The organism is Streptomyces sp. NPDC021115 (assembly GCF_044333065.1).
Classification (GTDB): domain Bacteria; phylum Actinomycetota; class Actinomycetes; order Streptomycetales; family Streptomycetaceae; genus Streptomyces.
The window spans coordinates 85,207-100,902 of the sequence record NZ_JBIRQF010000008.1; the positions used below are offsets into that span (position 1 = coordinate 85,207).

Below are 15,696 nucleotides of genomic sequence, written 5' to 3' on the forward strand. Positions count from 1 at the left end.
GCACCGGCCGGTCTGGCACCGGTCCTCGGAACGCGCCGCGGGGCGCCGCCCCGGTCTGGGTGCGGCGCCCCGGCTCGTACGGCGGCTCCCGCCGCCCGGCCTACGGAGTCTTCTCCGGGGGATCGGGCTTCCGGTGCGGGGGCGGGGTCACCGGGTCGACCGAGCCCACCACGCCCATCGGGCCGGTCGCGCCCACCATGCCGCCCATGAGGTCGGCCATGGTGCCCGCGCCCATGCCGGTGCCGACCCCGGAGGCCAGGCCCGGGCTCGTCGCCGGGTCCTGGGCGCGCTCCGGTTCGCGCTTCCGCTTGCCGCCGGGTCGCTTGCCGCCCTTCCGCGGGCTCGGCTTCAGCCACTGCCACCAGGGCTCGGCCATGGCCTTCCGCAGGTCGATCGGCTCGGCCTCCGGTTCCAGCCTCGGCTCCAGCGCCACCCGGGCCAGCGCCTCCTCGTGCGCCGCCCGCTGCTTCGCCCGCGTCTCCGCCCGGACCCGCGCCTTCGCCGCGCGGGCCGCCTTCCACTCCGCCCAGGTCGCCCGCGAGGGGACGTACAGCCGCACCCAGCGCACCACCAGCGCGCCGGGCACCGCGATCGACCCGGTCCAGGCGAGCGTGGCCGTGCCGGTGCGCCACCAGTCGGGGCCGAGGTCGGCGAGAACGCCCACGCCCAGCGGCCCGCCCGACAGGGCCGCCAGCAGCGCCATAGCCGCCGAGCAGCCGAGCGCGGCGAGCGCCGCCAGCACCGCGGTCTCGCCCCAGCCCCAGGCCGGGCGGGGCGCGCCCTTACCGGGCCGCCGGGCCGCCGCGACCGCCGTCAGCCAGGCCACCGACGCCCCCGCCAGGGCCCCGATCAGCCAGTTCACCGGCCAGTGCGGGCCCTCCGCCGGCAGCGCCGAGACCAGGGGGAAGTGCGGCAGCTGGGGGTAGGAGGTGACGCCGAGCGGGGCGACCAGGCTGCCGCCCCCGGCCGCGAATCCGGCGCCGATGCCGTACGCAGCGCCCCACACGATGGCGTTCGGCAGCAGCGCCAGGCTGATCAGGAGCACCGCGAAGCGGCCCTGCCATACGTTGCTGAGCTGGAGGAACGCCAGCTGTACTGATCCGGTGTGGCTCAGCATCGAGGCCGCCGTGAGCAGGGTGCCGCTGCCGAGCAGCACCAGGAGCCCGCTGGCCCCGGCGCGGCACGCGGCGAGCAGCCGGCGGCGTCGGCACCAGCTTCCGCGCAGCCACGACGCGCACCTCACGACGCCCGCCGCGAACGGCGCGGCGCCGGGGATACGGCCCAGTGCGGCCTGCGCCCGCGCGGGCAGCCGGGCCGGGAACCGGCCGTCGGCCACCCAGGCGCCGAGGGTGGCGACGGCCGCGGCGACGAGTGGCAGATGCAGCGCCGCGCTGAGCGGGTCGACGTGCAGCGGCCCGGCCGTGGCGTACAGCGTGGCCGCTGTGCCGACGAGTAGATAGCCGCCCGTCACCCAGCCGAAGGCGATGCGCGGGTCGACGACGGAGTCCTCGGGCACCCACTGCCCGTCGAGCTCCTCCGCCTGGCCCTGGTAGACCGCGTGCTGCGCGGCGCGGTAGAGGAGACAGCAGGGCAGCACGCTGATGAGCAGCGGGCTCAGCCCGACGGGCGCCGGATGCCCGGCCAGCGTCTCGCTCCGTACGAGGTCGGCGCCGTGCCCGAGGAGCCACAGGTCGGCGGCGATGTGCAGCGCCCCGTCGGGGTTGCTGTCGGGGGACGATGAGGTGATCCACAGCAGCAGGACGACGACGGCGAGCGTGCCCAGCCCGAGCCCCGCGGCCACCACGCCGCCGAGGAACGCTTCCCTGGCGACGGAGGGGTGCTGGAGCGCGGCGCTGCCGCGTGCGGACACCGATGGACTGCGATCGGTCGTTTGGGTCACGGGCTCATGCTGCCAATAACAGTCGTTTCATCCGTACATCAAGAGATTGGCCGCGTGTCGGACGTAATGGGCTTATGTACCTTTTGCGGTGCCGGTGCTGTACGGCCCGGGGAGCAGCCCGGGAGCGCCCCGGAAACGTTCCCGGGGACGTAAAAGGCGCGGGCCCGTACCACCCGTTCGGGGGTACGGGCCCGCGCCCGCGTGCGTACGGTGGCGTCAGCCGGCCAGCGCGGCCCGCGCCAGACCGGCGGTCTCGGTCGGGGTCTTGCCGACCTTCACGCCAGCGGCCTCCAGGGCCTCCTTCTTCGCCTGGGCGGTGCCGGAGGAACCGGACACGATCGCACCGGCGTGGCCCATGGTCTTGCCCTCGGGCGCGGTGAAGCCCGCCACGTAGCCGACGACCGGCTTGGTGACGTTGGCCTTGATGAAGTCCGCGGCCCGCTCCTCGGCGTCGCCGCCGATCTCGCCGATCATCACGATCAGGTCGGTGTCGGGGTCGGCCTCGAAGGCGGCCAGCGCGTCGATGTGGGTGGTGCCGATGACCGGGTCACCGCCGATGCCGACGCAGGACGAGAAGCCGATGTCCCGCAGCTCGTACATCATCTGGTAGGTCAGGGTGCCGGACTTCGACACCAGACCGATCCGGCCGGGCTTGGTGATGTCGGCCGGGATGATGCCCGCGTTCGACTGACCCGGCGTGATCAGACCCGGGCAGTTCGGGCCGATGATGCGGGTCTTGTTGCCCTTCTGACCGGCGTAGGCCCAGAAGTTGGCGGAGTCGTGGACGGCGATGCCCTCGGTGATCACCACGGCGAGCGGGATCTCGGCGTCGATCGCCTCGATGACCGCGCTCTTGGTGAACTTCTCCGGGACGAAGATGACCGTGACGTCGGCGCCGGTGGCCTCGATGGCCTCCTTGACCGAACCGAACACCGGAACCTCGGTGCCGTCGAAGTCAACGGTGGTGCCGGCCTTGCGCGGGTTCACGCCACCGACGATGTTGGTGCCCGAGGCGAGCATCCGACGGGTGTGCTTCTGACCCTCGGACCCGGTCATCCCCTGGACGATGACCTTGCTTTCCTTGGTGAGGAAGATAGCCATGGTTTCTGGTGACCTCGTCCCTTACTTCGCAGCCAGCTCGGCGGCACGCTCGGCCGCGCCGTCCATGGTGTCCACCTGCTGAACGAGCGGGTGGTTGGCGTCGGTGAGGATCTTGCGACCCAGCTCCGCGTTGTTGCCGTCGAGGCGCACGACCAGCGGCTTGCTGACGTCCTCGCCCTTGGACTTCAGCAGCTCCAGGGCCTGCACGATGCCGTTCGCGACGGCGTCGCACGCGGTGATCCCGCCGAAGACGTTGACGAAGACGGACTTGACGTCCGGGTCGCCGAGGATGATCTCGAGACCGTTGGCCATCACCTCGGCGGAGGCGCCGCCACCGATGTCGAGGAAGTTGGCGGGCTTCACGTTGCCGTGGTTCTCACCGGCGTACGCGACGACGTCGAGGGTCGACATGACCAGACCCGCGCCGTTGCCGATGATGCCGACCTCGCCGTCGAGCTTGACGTAGTTGAGGCCCTTGGCCTTGGCGGCCGCCTCGAGGGGGTTGGCCGCGGCCTTGTCCTCGAGCGCCGCGTGGTCCGGCTGGCGGAACTCGGCGTTGGCGTCCAGGGACACCTTGCCGTCCAGCGCGATGACCCGGCCGTCCTCGGTCTTGACCAGCGGGTTGACCTCGACGAGCAGGGCGTCCTCGTTGATGAAGACGGTCCACAGCTTCTGGAGGATCTCGGTGACCTGGTCCGCGATCTCGGCCGGGAACTTCGCGGCGGCGACGATCTCGGCGGCCTTCTCGGCGGTCACGCCCTCGATGGCGTCCACCGGGATCTTGGCGAGCGCGTCGGGGTTCTGCTCCGCGACGACCTCGATCTCCACGCCACCCTCGACGGAGGCCATGGCGAGGAAGGTGCGGTTGGTGCGGTCCAGCAGGAAGGAGACGTAGTACTCCTCCTTGATGTCCGCCGTCTGGGCCAGCATCACCTTGTGGACCGTGTGGCCCTTGATGTCCATACCCAGGATCTGGGTCGCCTTCTCCACGGCGTCCGCCGGGTCGGCGGCCAGCTTGACGCCGCCCGCCTTGCCGCGGCCACCGACCTTGACCTGCGCCTTGACGACCGCGCGGCCGCCCAGTCGCTCGGCCACCTCGCGCGCCGCCTCAGGCGTGTCGATGACTTCACCGGCCAGCACCGGTACACCGTGCTTGGCGAAGAGGTCCCTCGCCTGGTACTCGAACAGGTCCACGCGCGTCCGTCCCTTTTCCATGGATATCGCGGTCGTTATCTGCGCGGGCGTGCCGCGGGCGGAGCGTGAGGACGCGATCTGTAACGAGGGCGGCACACGTGCGCCGGGTACGCGGCATGTCCGTCTCGCAGGCTATAACCACGAGACGTGTGCCCCTAAATCGCAGATCACACTGGAGCGGTGATAACGGTCACAGATCGCGACCGTACACACCTATCCAGCAACGAAAGCGGGCAGCCCCCTCCCCAACGAGGGCTGCCCGCTTTCAGGTGAAGCGGCTGCGTACGGCGGAATCTGCGCCGCCGTACGCGGCGGTCATGCGGTCTGCGTCATCAGACGGCCGGGAGGGTGCCAACCGGCAGGTTGGTGGGCAGGTCGGTCGGCAGCTGCGCCGGGACGTTCGGCAGGTCGGTGGGCAGGTTCGCCGGGACCTGCGGCAGGTCGGTGGGCAGCTGCGCCGGGACCTGCGGGAGGTCGGCCGGGACGTTCGGCAGGTCGGTCGGCAGCTGGGCCGGGACCTGCGGCAGGTCGGTGGGCAGCTGCGCCGGGACCTGCGGGAGGTCGGCCGGGACGGTGGGCAGGTCGGTCGGCAGCTGGGCCGGGACCTGCGGCAGGACCGGGAGGGCCGGGATGTTGGCGGCGTCGGTCAGGTCGACCGGGGCCACCGGGAGCAGGCTCTGCACCCGGGCCACGGTGTCCACCGCGGTGCCCTGCGCGTTCGTGGCCACGGAGCCACCCAGCTCCACCGCGAACGGAACCGCGCTGGTGGCCAGGCCGGTGGCGAACGGAACCGTGTTGTCGACCGTGTTCTGGGCGACCGGCACGGCGTTCACGACGGTGTTCTGCACGAACGGCACGGCGTCCTCGACGGTGCCCTGCGCGAACGGAACCACGTTGCTGGCGGTGCCCAGCGCGTAGCCCTGGGCGCTGCCGACCACGTAGCCGACGTACGGAACGGTCTTGCCCGCGGCGTCACCGGCCAGCACGCCCGCGTCGCCCACGGTGCCCTGCGCGACCGGGACGACCTTGACCACGACGTGGTGCACGACGGGCGGCAGCACGTCGTCGGCGACGCCGTTCACGACCGGCTTGACCACGCCCAGGGTGCCCTTGGCCTTACCCGCAAGCTCCTCGGGGCGGACGCCCGCGCCGGAGAGGGAGGCGAGCAGGTTGTCGGCGGCACCGGGGGCGGCGGGCAGCTTCGGGGTGGCCGGGAGCTGGGCGGGCAGCTCGGCCGGGGCGCCCTTGACGGTCGGCACCGGGGAGGCGTCGGGCAGCGAGGAGCCGTTGACCGGCAGCGAGCCGAGGCCCGGCAGGTGCGGAACGACGCCGGGGACCTCGCCGGTGGGCAGGTCGACGTGGGTGGCCTTCTGGACGGACTTCACGGCGTGGTGCGCCTTCTTGACGACCTTGCCCGGCTTGGCGGCGTCACGGGTCACGCCGCCGAGCGCGTCACCGGCCACACCGGTCACGTCACGGGTGGTCTTGGAGACGTCCGGCAGCTGGCCCTTGGCGGCACCGTCGACGGTGTCCTCGGCGGTGCCGGTCACGCCGTTCACCGTCTTCTTCACGGTGTCGTTCACCTTGGACGTGTCGGCCGCGTCGCCGGTCGCACCGTCAACGGTGTCGGTGACCTTGCCGGTGGTGTCCGTGACCTTGTCGGTCGTGTCGGTGACCTTGTTGGTGACGCCGTCCACGGTGCTGGCCACGCTGTCGGTGGAGGGGACGCTCGGGGTCTCGGCGGCGCTGGCGGCGGCGGAGCCGAGGGCCCAGATCCCGGTGGCGGCAGCGGCGACGAGGATGGAACGGCGAACGTTGTTGCGCATGGTGGAGGAAGTCCTTCGAATTCAAGAGGGGGATGGCGAACGGGCAGACCTGACCCGCCCCCGCGCGGCAGGTCTTGTACAGACGGGGGGAGGTCTGCCCTAGCCGGGGAATTCGAGGACTTCGTTGTACCGCTCGCGCGTCGGAGCGGAGCTGTCCGCGCGGACCGCGCCGGGCTCCAGCCCGAAGTGCGCGTCGCCGGACGGCGGCAGCGCGGCGTGGGTGTTCCCGCCACGGGGAGCGCCGCTGTCGCCGGTGCACTGGGTGACGGTCCCGAAGGGGGACCGCGGGGGCAGCGGCGCCGGGGCGCCGTCGCCCTGGCCCGTGCCGTCGGCCGCCCGGACGACGGTGCCATCACCGTGGTCGGGGGAGTCGGCGGTACGGGGCGTGGCGGCGGCCGGGGCCGCCGTGTCCGGCCCCAGCGGGGCCGCGGCGGGCCGGGCCGGGTGCGGTACGGGGTTCGTACCGGCGTCGTCCGCGGCCGGGCCGTTGCCCGGCGCGGCAGCGTGCGCACCCGGGGCCTCGCCCAGGGCGCCGACACCGGCGTCGCCGACCTCGGAAAGCCGGACCGGAAGGTCCGCGCCCGTGGCCTTCTTGACCAGGTCATCGACCGGATCGGTGACCTGTCGCGCCTGCCGCTCGACCGGCTCGCGCACCGGTTCCACGGTCTTGCGGACCGTGTCGGTGGCGGTGTGCGCCGCCCGGCGGGCCACGGTGTCGGCGGCCTTGACCGCCTTGGCCGGTGCCTTCTTGGCTGCCGTGGCCGCCTTTGCCGCCGGGGCGGCCTTCGTGTCCGGCTTCGCGGTGGCTCGCGTCGAGTCGACCAGGTGCGGTGCCCGGGCCTGGTGGCCCGTCACCGCTCCGGCCAGCTCGCCGCGTTCGGCCGCCTGGGCGCTGCCACCGAAGAGGAACGCGAGCGCCAGGAAACCCCCGAGGAACAGCGTCGCCAGCAGCGCCCGCCGCGCGGCCACGGTGCGCGGCAGGCGCACAGCGGCAGGCAGAGCGAACGCGGCAGACAAAAGGGGGCCTTCCCTGGTACGGCTGATACGGACAGCAGGCGAGGCGCCAACCGGACGGTCATATTCACGTCCTGGCGACGGGAGTGATCCTTGCACGACCCACAGGGGGCCGCGCAAGCCCCTGGCCAGTGATGGTCACTGATGCATCGCCATGTCCGGTATAGGTAGTTGACGCCGCTCGATCGCCGCCGCCATCACCTCCGGGAAGAGATCGGGGGTGCAGGCGAAGGCCGGTGCGCCGAGCGCGGCGAGGGCCGCCGCGTGCTCCCGGTCGTAACTCGGCGCCCCCTCGTCGGACAGCGCGAGCAGCGCCACGAACTGCACCCCGGACGCCTTCATGGCGGCGATCCGCCCCAGCATCTCGTCGCGTATGCCGCCCTCGTAGAGGTCGCTGATCAGCACGACGACGGTGTCCGCGGGGCGGGTGATCTGCGACTGGCAGTACGCGAGCGCCCGGTTGATGTCGGTGCCGCCGCCGAGCCGGGTACCGAACAGCACGTCCACCGGATCGTCCAGCTCGTCGGTCAGGTCCACGACGGCGGTGTCGAACACGACGAGCCGGGTGGCGAGCGACCGCATCGAGGCGAGCACGGCGCCGAAGACGGACGCGTACACGACGGACGCGGCCATCGACCCCGACTGGTCGATGCACAGGATGACGTCCTTCTTCACCCCACGCGCCGCGCGCCCGTAACCGACCAGCCGCTCGGGGACCACCGTGCGGTGCTCGGGGAGGTAGTGCTTGAGGTTCGCGCGGATGGTGCGGTCCCAGTCGATGTCCCGGTGGCGGGGGCGGCTGATCCGGGCGGAGCGGTCGAGCGCGCCGGTGAGGGTCGCGCGGGTGCGGGTCGCGAGCCGTTTCTCCAGCTCCCCGACGACCTTGCGGACCACGGCGCGCGCCGTGGCCCTGGTGGTCTCCGGCATCGCCCTGTTGAGCGAGAGCAGGGTGCCCACGAGATGTACGTCCGCCTCCACGGCCTCCAGCATCTCGCGCTCCAGCAGCAGCGCCGACAGGCCGAGCCGGTCGATGGCGTCGCGCTGCATGACCTGGACGACGGAGGTGGGGAAGTACGTACGGATGTCACCGAGCCAGCGGGCCACTTGGGGCGCGGAGCCGCCGAGCCCGGCCGACCGCGGGCCACCCCCGCCCGCCGGTCCGCCACCGCTCGCAGCTCCGGGGCCGTCCCCGCCCCCGGAGCCGTAGAGCGCTTCGAGCGTGCGGTCCATCGCGGCGTCGGTGCCGCTGAGGGGGCGTCCCGTGCCGTCGCCGCCCGCGCCGCCGAGCACCAGCCGCCAGCGGCGCAGCCGCTCGTCGCCCGCGTCCATGGTGGTGTCCGTCATCGGGCCGCCTCCGCGGTGTCGTCGTGGTCAGGGGTGGGGTCCAGGCCGAGCAGCAGCCGCACCGTCGGTACGACGGCGTCCGCACGGTCCGCGTCGATTCCGGGGCCGAATCCGGGCGCCGCGGGGGCCTCGGGGGCCGCGCCCTGGCCGCCTACCGCGCCCGGCTCCCCTGCCGCGGGCCCGGGGCCGCGCCGGACCAGCTCGCCCAGGGTGCGGCGGACGCCCGTGTCATACGCGGAGAAAGTGCGCCGCAGCAGCGGCAGGACGTCAGTGAACGCCTCGGCGGGTACGGAGGTGAGCCAGCCGTCGACGAGGCCGAGCAGCCGTTCGTCGTGGACGAGCAGCATGCCGCCGCCCGCGCCACCGCCGATGAACCCCTCGATCCAGGAGGCCGCTTCGGGGGGTGCGGTGCCGGGCGAAAGCGCGAACCGCATCAGCCGCGCCGCCTCGTCCTCGGCGAGCCGACCGTCGTCCAGCAGCAGGCGCGCGGCCCGGCCGCGGAGCAGCCCCGGGGTGGCGGGGGTGGCGTCCCGCCCGGCGATGGCCCGCAGCACGGCCGCCCAGCGCGCCCGCAACGACTCATCGGCCGACCGCCCGGACGGCGCGGACTCCGGCAGGAGACCGATCGCCCGGTGCACGGCCTCAAGATGGCGGAGCATGTCGGCCGCACCGTCCGCGTCGAGCGCCACGCAGGCGGGCGGCAGCCCGACCAGGATCCGCTCGGCCAGGCCCACGGCGACCTCGCCGAGCGCAGCGGTATCGGTACCACGTACGTCCCCGTACCGCACCGAACGCACCAGGGCGGGCAGCGCCTGCGCGAGATGGCCGACGTCGGCGTCGAGCGCGGCGCGGTCGGCGAGCGCGCGCATCACCACGGGGAGGGCGTCGGGGAGCGCCGCGAGCAGACAGCGCTCGGCCAGCTCGGTGACCTCGGCGAGCGCCGTGGCGCCCAGCGCCTCGGACTCGGCCTTGGCGGTGGCCGCGGACAGCACGGTGGTGCCCCACACCCCCGCCTCCGCGACCCGCACCGACAGCTCCGGCTCCCAGCGCAGCCGCCAGCTCTCGCGGAACGTGCCGGTGCTGCCGCGCGAGGCCGCCGGGGTGCCCCAGTCGATCCCCAGCAGCCGCAGCCGGTGCAGCAGACGGCTGCGCGCCGCGTCCATGTCCTTGCGCAGGTCGAGGTCCAGCTCCCGCTCCCCGGCCTCGAGCGCCAGCCGCAGCGAGCGCTGGGCGCGCCGCACATCCTGCTGGAGCGGTACTGCGGGGGCCGACGCGGGCACCTCGCCCAGCACGTCCCCCACCACGAGCCGGTCCTGCACCAGCGCGATCGGCACGTCCGAGCCCTCGCACATGACGGCCCGCACCGCGTCCATCGTCTCCGCGAGCCCGGCGAGCGGGCGGCCGCGCAGGGCGGCGAGGGTTCCGGCGAGCCGTACGGCCTCGATGACATGCGCGGACGACACCGCGAAGTCCTCGTCCCTGAGCAGCCTGGCGACCTTGGTCAGCCAGCGCTCCAGGGGGCGGTCCGGTGCGTGGAAGAGATGGCTGTACCAGCCGGGCGAGGCGATCCCCGCCCCGTAGCCGCTGTGCCGGGCCAGCCGACGGTGCGTCCAGGGCACCCAGCTGATCTCGGCCTTGACCTTCGGCAGCCCCCTCAGCAGCTTCCGGTCGGCGGTCACGGTGGGGCGGACGGCCAGCGCCGGGACGTGCCAGGCGCCGCACACCACGGCCACCGCCTCCCCGAACTCCCGCCGCGCCGCGTGCATCCGCAGCCGCATATGGGCCTCCCGGACGGCGTCGTCCTCGTGCCCGCCCTGCCCGTACGCGGCCCGCAGCTCCCCCATGGCCTCGCCGACGGCGGCGAACGCCGCCGTCCCGCCGACGCTGCGGTGCTCGACGGCGTCCTCCCACCAGCGCTCCGGGTCCTCGTACCCGGCCGCCTCGGCGAGGACGGCGAGCGGATCCACCCGCGCCCGCTCGGCCGGTCCGGCCGCGTCGCCCTTCCCCGCCATGGCCAGGGAGTTCGCGGCCGGGAGGTCGATGAACCGCACGGGCACGTCGCGGGCCAGCGCCCACTGGATGGCCGCCCATTCCGGCGAGAACCCCGCGAACGGCCAGAACCCGGCGCGCCCCGGGTCGTTCGCCACGTGCGCGAGCAGCGCGACGGGCGGGCGCATGCCCTCGTCGGCGGCAAGGTGCACCAGCGCGTCCGCCTCGGGCGGCCCCTCGATGAGCACGACGACGGGCTCGCACTCGTCGAGCGCCGTCCGCACGGCCCGCGCCGACCCAGGCCCGTGATGCCGCACCCCCAACACCAACGGCCACGCCACTGGTTCTGTCCCGGCAACCCCGGCAGTTCCCGCCTCTCCGACGATCCCGGCGAGCGCCGAGCTCTCGGCACCACCCCCGCCCGCGGCCATCGGTGCCGCCTCCGGAGCCCTCACGCGCTCACCTCTCGGCATGCGCGGTAGAAGTCCTTCCACCCGTCGCGCTCGCGGACGACCGACTCCAGGTACTCCTGCCAGATCACGCGGTCGGCGGCCGGGTCGCGGACCACCGCGCCCAGGATGCCCGCCGCCACGTCACCGGCCCTCAGCACGCCGTCGCCGAAGTGGGCGGCGAGCGCCAGCCCGTTCGTCACCACGGAAATGGCCTCCGCCGTCGACAGGGTGCCGGAGGGCGACTTGAGCTTCGTACGGCCGTCGCCGGTCACCCCCTCGCGCAGTTCGCGGAAGACCGTGACGACGCGGCGGATCTCGTCCACGCCCTCCGGGGCCTCGGGGAGGTCCAGCGAACGGCCGATCTGGGCGACGCGGCGGGAGACGATGTCGACCTCGTCCTCCGGGGTCGCGGGCAGCGGCAGCACCACCGTGTTGAAGCGGCGGCGCAGCGCGCTCGACAGCTCGTTGACGCCGCGGTCGCGGTCGTTGGCGGTGGCGATGAGGTTGAAGCCGCCGACCGCCTGGACCTCCTCCCCCAGCTCAGGAATCGGCAGGGTCTTCTCGGACAGGACGGTGATCAAGGTGTCCTGCACATCGGCCGGGATACGCGTCAGCTCCTCCACGCGCGCGGTCATGCCGTCCGCCATCGCCCGCATCACCGGGCTCGGGACGAGCGCGTCCCGGCTCGGGCCGTGGGCGAGGAGCCTGGCGTAGTCCCAGCCGTAGCGGATGGCCTCCTCGGGCGTCCCGGCCGTGCCCTGGACCAGCAGCGTCGAATCGCCGCTGACCGCGGCCGCCAGATGCTCCGAGACCCAGGTCTTGGCCGTGCCGGGGACGCCGAGCAGCAGCAGGGCGCGGTCAGTGGCGAGCGTGCTGACGGCGACCTCGACGATCCGGCGCGGCCCCACGTACTTGGGCGTGATCACGGTGCCGTCCGGCAGGGTGCCGCCGAGCAGATACGTGGCGACGGCCCACGGCGACAGCCGCCAGCGGGCCGGGCGCGGACGGTCGTCGGCGGCGGCCAGGGCGCTCAGCTCGTCGGCGAACGCGTCCTCGGCGTGCGGACGGAGGACCGCGGGGGCCTCGGTGGGCCCGCCGCCCTTGGTGATCTCAGGTGAATTGGTTCCGGACACAGTGACGGTCACAGCTCCCCCACGACTCGTTGCTCGTTCCGCTCCCGGACGCGCAATTCACTGTGCACCACGCCACTGACAACCAGCCCGGTGTCAACGAACCCGCAGGTCAGGGCGATTGTCAGTGGGTGCCCGTACGGTCGCAGACATGAATCCGCAGGGGGAACGCTGGACGGCGGAACAGGTGCTGGCCCTGGCTCCTGACGCCGCGTCACGCAAGGCGGGCGGCAAGCTCGCGGGGGCCGCCTCGTGGTCCGGCACGGGTACGGGGGCGAGCGCGGGGGCGCAGGGCCGGGCGGTCTGGGGGCTGTGCGCGGGCAGCGGCAGCGCGCCGTACCGCACGGTCGTCGATCTGCACGGTCCTGCCTACCGGTGCAGCTGCCCGAGCCGGAAGTTCCCGTGCAAGCACGCGCTCGGGCTGCTGCTTCTGTGGGGCTCGGGCGGGGCGGGGGTGCCGGAGGGCGGCGAGCCGCCCGAGTGGGCCGAGCAGTGGCTCGCCGAGCGGCGCGCCCGCGCGCGGAGCGCGGCGGCGGCCGCGCACGGGGGCGGCGGCGCGGGGTCCGGCGACGGCCGGGGTGGCGGGCCGGGCGGTGCGGACGGGCCGGGTGGCGCGGACGGGTCGGGTGGCGCGGACGGGTCGGGCAGCGCGGACGGTACGGGCGGGACGGGCGGCGGGGGCAGTACCGCCGATCCGGGTGCCGCCCGCCGCCGCGCCGAGCGGCGCGCCCAGCGCATCGCGGCGGGCGCCACCGAGCTGGAGCAGCGGCTGGCGGACCTGCTGCGCGACGGCGTGGCCACGGCCGACCAGGCCGGATACGGGGCGTGGGACGAGACGGCCGCCCGCATGGTCGACGCCCAGGCCCCCGGCCTGGAGGCGCGGGTGCGGGAGCTGGGCGCGATCCCGTCCTCCGGCCCCGGCTGGCCGGAGCGCCTGCTGGAGGAATGCGCCCTGGCGCACCTCCTCAACCAAGGCTTCCTCCACCTCGACAGCCTGCCGGAGGAGCTGGCCGCCACCACGCGCTCGCGGGTCGGCGTCACGACGCCGGTGGCCGAACTGCTCGCGCAGGGGCGGCCGGTCCGGGACCAGTGGCTCGTGCTCGGCCGCGACGACAGCAGCGACGGCAAGCTCACCACCCGGCGGATCTGGCTCCGCGGCCGGGCCACCGGCCGGATGGCATTGCTGCTGTCCTTCGGCGCGGCGGGCCGGGCCCCCGAGCTGACCCTGCCGCCCGGGCTGGTGCTCGATGCGGACCTCACCTACTACCCGGGCGCGCGCCCGCTCCGAGCCGCCCTGGGCACGCGCTATCCGCCCGCCACACCCCCACTCCCGCCCGGCTGGCCCCCGGCGGCCCCCATGGCCTCCGCGGCCGTGGACACCACAGGCACTGGAAGTGCCGGGGCGGGGGCCGGGGTGCCCGAGGGGGGTGGCATCGGCGCGGCGCTCGCCGCCTATGGCGCGGCGCTGAGCGACGATCCCTGGCTGGAGGGCTGGCCCGTCGTGCTCTCCGGCGTCACGCCCATCCCGGGCAACGGCGACGACGGATGGCAGCTGGCGGACGAGGCGTCCGGGACCGCGCTTCCCGTCGACCCGAGATGCCTCGGCCGTACGAACCTGTGGCAGCTCGCGGCGATATCGGGCGGCCGCCCCGTCACCGTCTTCGGCGAGTGCGGACCCCGCGGCATGACGCCCCTCACCACCTGGGATCCGGAACCCGTCCCGCTCGCCATGGGCATCGGCCCGACTCCGTACGGAGGCACGCGTTGACCAGGACCAGCACCGCACCCGCACCCGCATCCGTGTCGTGGGACGGCCTCGTCGCCGCCGCCCTGCTCGGCACCGAGCGCCGCACCCCGCCCGCCGCCGTGCGCCCCGGTCAGGACGCGCCGTCCGCCCTGCTGGACGCCGCCGCGCTCAGCACCGTCCGGCGGCGGGCCGGGCTGCGCCCCGCCGCCGCCCGGCCGGGTCCGGCGCCCGCGCCCGAAGACCCGCGCCCGGCGCTCCCGCCCGCCGCCCGCGATCGGCTGGCGGTGCTGCTCGCCGACCGCTCGGCCCCCGGGCGCAGCGGGCCGCGTTCCGCGCCCGACCTGGCCGAGCTGTTGCCCCAGTGGCTCGCCCTCGCCAACCAGTACGGCTACCGCGCGCCCGACGCGCTGCTGCCGACACTGCTCGACGCGGCCCGCGCCCGTACCGATCTGCGGCCCGAGGCGCTCACCCTCGGCGGGCCCCGGGCGCTGTGGCTCGCCCGGCTCAACCCGGACTGGAGGTTCGCCCTGCGGGGCGGGCCGCCCGGGCGGGGCACGGCGCCCGCGTCGGAGGCGGGCGACGGCGGCGCCGCGAGCGATGCCGACGCGGGCGACATGCGGCGGCAGTGGGAGGAGGGGCTGTTCGCCGAACGGGTCTCGCTGCTGGCCAGGACCCGTCATCGCGATCCGGCCGCCGGGCTGGCCCTGCTCAACGGCACCTGGTCCACCGAGCGCGCCGAGGACCGGCTGATGTTCCTGGACTCGCTCCGCGACGATCTCGCGCCCTCCGACGAGCCCTTCCTCGAGCAGGCGCTGTCCGACCGCAGTCGCAACGTCCGGGCGACGGCCGCCGAACTGCTGGCCGCGCTCCCCCACTCCGCGTACGCGGCACGGATGGCGGAGCGGTCCGCCGCCTGCGTCTCCCTGTCCCCGGCCACCGGACAGATCACCATCGAGGCGCCCACGCAGTGCGACAGCGGGATGCAGCGCGACGGCGTCGTGCCCAAGCCGCCGTCCGGCCGCGGCGAGCGGTCGTGGTGGCTCAGCCAGCTGGTGGAGGCCACGCCGCTGGCCTGCTGGTCCGAGTGGTTCGGGGGGCTGGACGCGGACCGGATCGTGACCCTGCCGGTCGCGGACGGCTGGAAGGGGGACCTGCACGCCGCCTGGTGCCGGGCGGCCGTGCGGCAGCGGAGCGCGGAGTGGTCCCGCGCGCTCCTCGGCTCCCCCGGCGCGCCGCCCACCGCCGCGGGTGAGCCCGCGGCGGCGGCTTGGCGGGACCCCGCGAAGCTGCTGTCCGCCCTCCCGGCAGAGGAACGGGCGCAGTGGGTCGCCGACTTCATCGCGTCCCATGGGCTGTCCGATGCGTTCCGGCTGCTGGGGGTGTGCGCGGTGCCGTGGGCCGAGCCACTGGGCGGGGCGGTCGTGGACGCGCTGGACATCGCGCGGGACGCGGGCAGCTACCCGTGGAGCTTCAGCGGGATCATGGGCCTGGCCGAGCGCTGCCTCGACCCGGCCCAGGCGGACCGCCTGGAGGTGCTGACGGCGCTGCCGGACGAGCCGGAGGGTGCGGCGCCGGGGGCCGGGGGGTACTGGTCGGAGGCGTTTCAGCGGTTGGTGGGGACGTTGAGGCTGCGGGCGGCGATCCGGAGGGAGCTGGCGGAGGGCTGATTCCCCGCCCCGGCCCCGGCACGCGTCCGCCCGGGGGGCTGGCGGCGGCTGATTCCCCTACCCCGCCCCTTCCCGAAACCGGGGCTCCGCCCCGGACCCCGGCATACGTCCGCCGGGTGGCGAGGGCTGTGGGCGTCGCCCCCGACGCCCGGTGGCGGACCCGCCGGGCCGCCCGGAACCCGTCCGGGGACCCGCAACCCCGGCCATGGCAGGCGGGCACGGAGACTCGGCATGCGGGCCGACCGACCGCAGGGATCGGGTGGCCCTGCGCCGCGGGCGGCAACACCGGCGGAGCGGACTCGGCCCCGGGCCCCGGCATGCGTCCGCCGGGG

General features: G+C 74.6%; 10 protein-coding genes. 2 read left to right on the plus strand and 8 right to left on the minus strand.

The window, feature by feature from the left end; translation table 11 throughout:
• Positions 1-100: 100 nt before the first annotated feature.
• The 8 genes from ACH4TL_RS24660 to ACH4TL_RS24695 all read right to left on the minus strand — a co-directional run bounded on the left by ACH4TL_RS24660 (position 101) and on the right by ACH4TL_RS24695 (position 11,953).
• A complete protein-coding gene (locus ACH4TL_RS24660) occupies positions 101-1,900 on the minus strand; it encodes a DUF6350 family protein (RefSeq protein ID WP_398319450.1) in 1,800 nt (599 codons plus the stop codon).
• Positions 1,901-2,116: 216 nt separating this feature from the next.
• Positions 2,117-3,001, minus strand: a complete 885-nt coding sequence (gene sucD, locus ACH4TL_RS24665) for a succinate--CoA ligase subunit alpha (RefSeq protein WP_398319447.1) — start codon at positions 2,999-3,001, stop codon at positions 2,117-2,119.
• Positions 3,002-3,022: 21 nt separating this feature from the next.
• Entirely contained in the window at positions 3,023-4,195 is a 1,173-nt protein-coding gene (gene sucC, locus ACH4TL_RS24670; RefSeq protein ID WP_398319444.1) for an ADP-forming succinate--CoA ligase subunit beta, read from the minus strand.
• Between the two features lie 332 nt (positions 4,196-4,527).
• Positions 4,528-6,021, minus strand: coding sequence for a hypothetical protein (locus ACH4TL_RS24675; RefSeq protein WP_398425334.1), 1,494 nt, complete (start codon positions 6,019-6,021; stop codon positions 4,528-4,530).
• Positions 6,022-6,120: 99 nt separating this feature from the next.
• Positions 6,121-7,008 carry a hypothetical protein gene (locus ACH4TL_RS24680; RefSeq protein WP_398319438.1) on the minus strand — a complete coding sequence of 296 codons (888 nt, stop codon included), beginning with the start codon at positions 7,006-7,008 and terminating at the stop codon, positions 6,121-6,123.
• Positions 7,009-7,173: 165 nt separating this feature from the next.
• On the minus strand, positions 7,174-8,379 hold the full coding sequence (locus tag ACH4TL_RS24685) for a VWA domain-containing protein (RefSeq protein ID WP_398319435.1): 1,206 nt from the start codon (positions 8,377-8,379) through the stop codon (positions 7,174-7,176).
• Positions 8,376-10,799 (minus strand): DUF5682 family protein, encoded by a 2,424-nt coding sequence (locus ACH4TL_RS24690; RefSeq protein WP_398319726.1) that lies wholly within the window; start codon positions 10,797-10,799, stop codon positions 8,376-8,378. Before ACH4TL_RS24690 ends, ACH4TL_RS24685 begins: the two co-directional genes overlap by 4 nt.
• A 20-nt stretch (positions 10,800-10,819) precedes the next feature.
• Positions 10,820-11,953, minus strand: a complete 1,134-nt coding sequence (locus tag ACH4TL_RS24695) for an AAA family ATPase (protein WP_398319723.1) — start codon at positions 11,951-11,953, stop codon at positions 10,820-10,822.
• A gap of 148 nt (positions 11,954-12,101) precedes the next feature.
• Between ACH4TL_RS24695 and ACH4TL_RS24700 the strand changes: the two genes are divergently transcribed.
• Complete coding sequence (locus tag ACH4TL_RS24700) at positions 12,102-13,718, plus strand: SWIM zinc finger family protein (RefSeq protein ID WP_398319432.1); 1,617 nt, start codon at positions 12,102-12,104, stop codon at positions 13,716-13,718.
• Positions 13,715-15,364 (plus strand): DUF5691 domain-containing protein, encoded by a 1,650-nt coding sequence (locus ACH4TL_RS24705; protein ID WP_398319429.1) that lies wholly within the window; start codon positions 13,715-13,717, stop codon positions 15,362-15,364. Before ACH4TL_RS24700 ends, ACH4TL_RS24705 begins: the two co-directional genes overlap by 4 nt.
• The last annotated feature ends 332 nt before the right edge of the window (positions 15,365-15,696 follow it).